The organism is Pseudomonas sp. CJQ_9 (assembly GCF_043106615.1).
Classification (GTDB): Bacteria; Pseudomonadota; Gammaproteobacteria; order Pseudomonadales; family Pseudomonadaceae; genus Aquipseudomonas; species Aquipseudomonas juntendi.
Genome location: NZ_JBICMS010000106.1, coordinates 1 through 1,204, shown reverse-complemented (window position 1 = coordinate 1,204; position 1,204 = coordinate 1). Strand labels below are relative to the sequence as shown.

The 1,204-nt window shown below is 50.8% G+C and carries 1 rRNA gene; it reads right to left on the bottom strand.

Going from position 1 to position 1,204, the window contains the following annotated elements:
• Positions 1-1,204 (bottom strand): 23S ribosomal RNA (locus ACF8SD_RS23915); the annotation flags it as partial.

Genomic DNA, 1,204 nt, shown 5'->3' with positions numbered 1-1,204 from the left:
GGCCTTGAAATCCCGGATTTGCCTAAGATTTCAGCCTACCACCTTAAACCTGGACAACCAACGCCAGGCTGGCCTAACCTTCTCCGTCCCTCCATCGCAATAACTGGAAGTACAGGAATATTAACCTGTTTTCCATCGACTACGCTTTTCAGCCTCGCCTTAGGGACCGACTAACCCTGCGTCGATTAACGTTGCGCAGGAAACCTTGGTCTTTCGGCGTGCGAGTTTTTCACTCGCATTGTCGTTACTCATGTCAGCATTCGCACTTCTGATACCTCCAGCAAGCTTCTCAACTCACCTTCACAGGCTTACAGAACGCTCCTCTACCGCATCATCATAAGATGATACCCGTAGCTTCGGTGCATGGTTTGAGCCCCGTTACATCTTCCGCGCAGGCCGACTCGACTAGTGAGCTATTACGCTTTCTTTAAAGGGTGGCTGCTTCTAAGCCAACCTCCTAGCTGTCTAAGCCTTCCCACATCGTTTCCCACTTAACCATGACTTTGGGACCTTAGCTGACGGTCTGGGTTGTTTCCCTTTTCACGACGGACGTTAGCACCCGCCGTGTGTCTCCCATGCTCGGCACTTGTAGGTATTCGGAGTTTGCATCGGTTTGGTAAGTCGGGATGACCCCCTAGCCGAAACAGTGCTCTACCCCCTACAGTGATACATGAGGCGCTACCTAAATAGCTTTCGAGGAGAACCAGCTATCTCCGAGCTTGATTAGCCTTTCACTCCGATCCACAGGTCATCCGCTAACTTTTCAACGGTAGTCGGTTCGGTCCTCCAGTCAGTGTTACCTAACCTTCAACCTGCCCATGGATAGATCGCCCGGTTTCGGGTCTATACCCAGCGACTAAACGCCCTATTAAGACTCGCTTTCGCTACGCCTCCCCTATTCGGTTAAGCTCGCCACTGAATATAAGTCGCTGACCCATTATACAAAAGGTACGCAGTCACCTAACAAAGTAGGCTCCCACTGCTTGTACGCATACGGTTTCAGGTTCTATTTCACTCCCCTCTCCGGGGTTCTTTTCGCCTTTCCCTCACGGTACTGGTTCACTATCGGTCAGTCAGTAGTATTTAGCCTTGGAGGATGGTCCCCCCATATTCAGACAAAGTTTCTCGTGCTCCGTCCTACTCGATTTCATTGATAAGAGATTTTCGTGTACGGGGCTATCACCCACTATGGCCGCACTTTCCA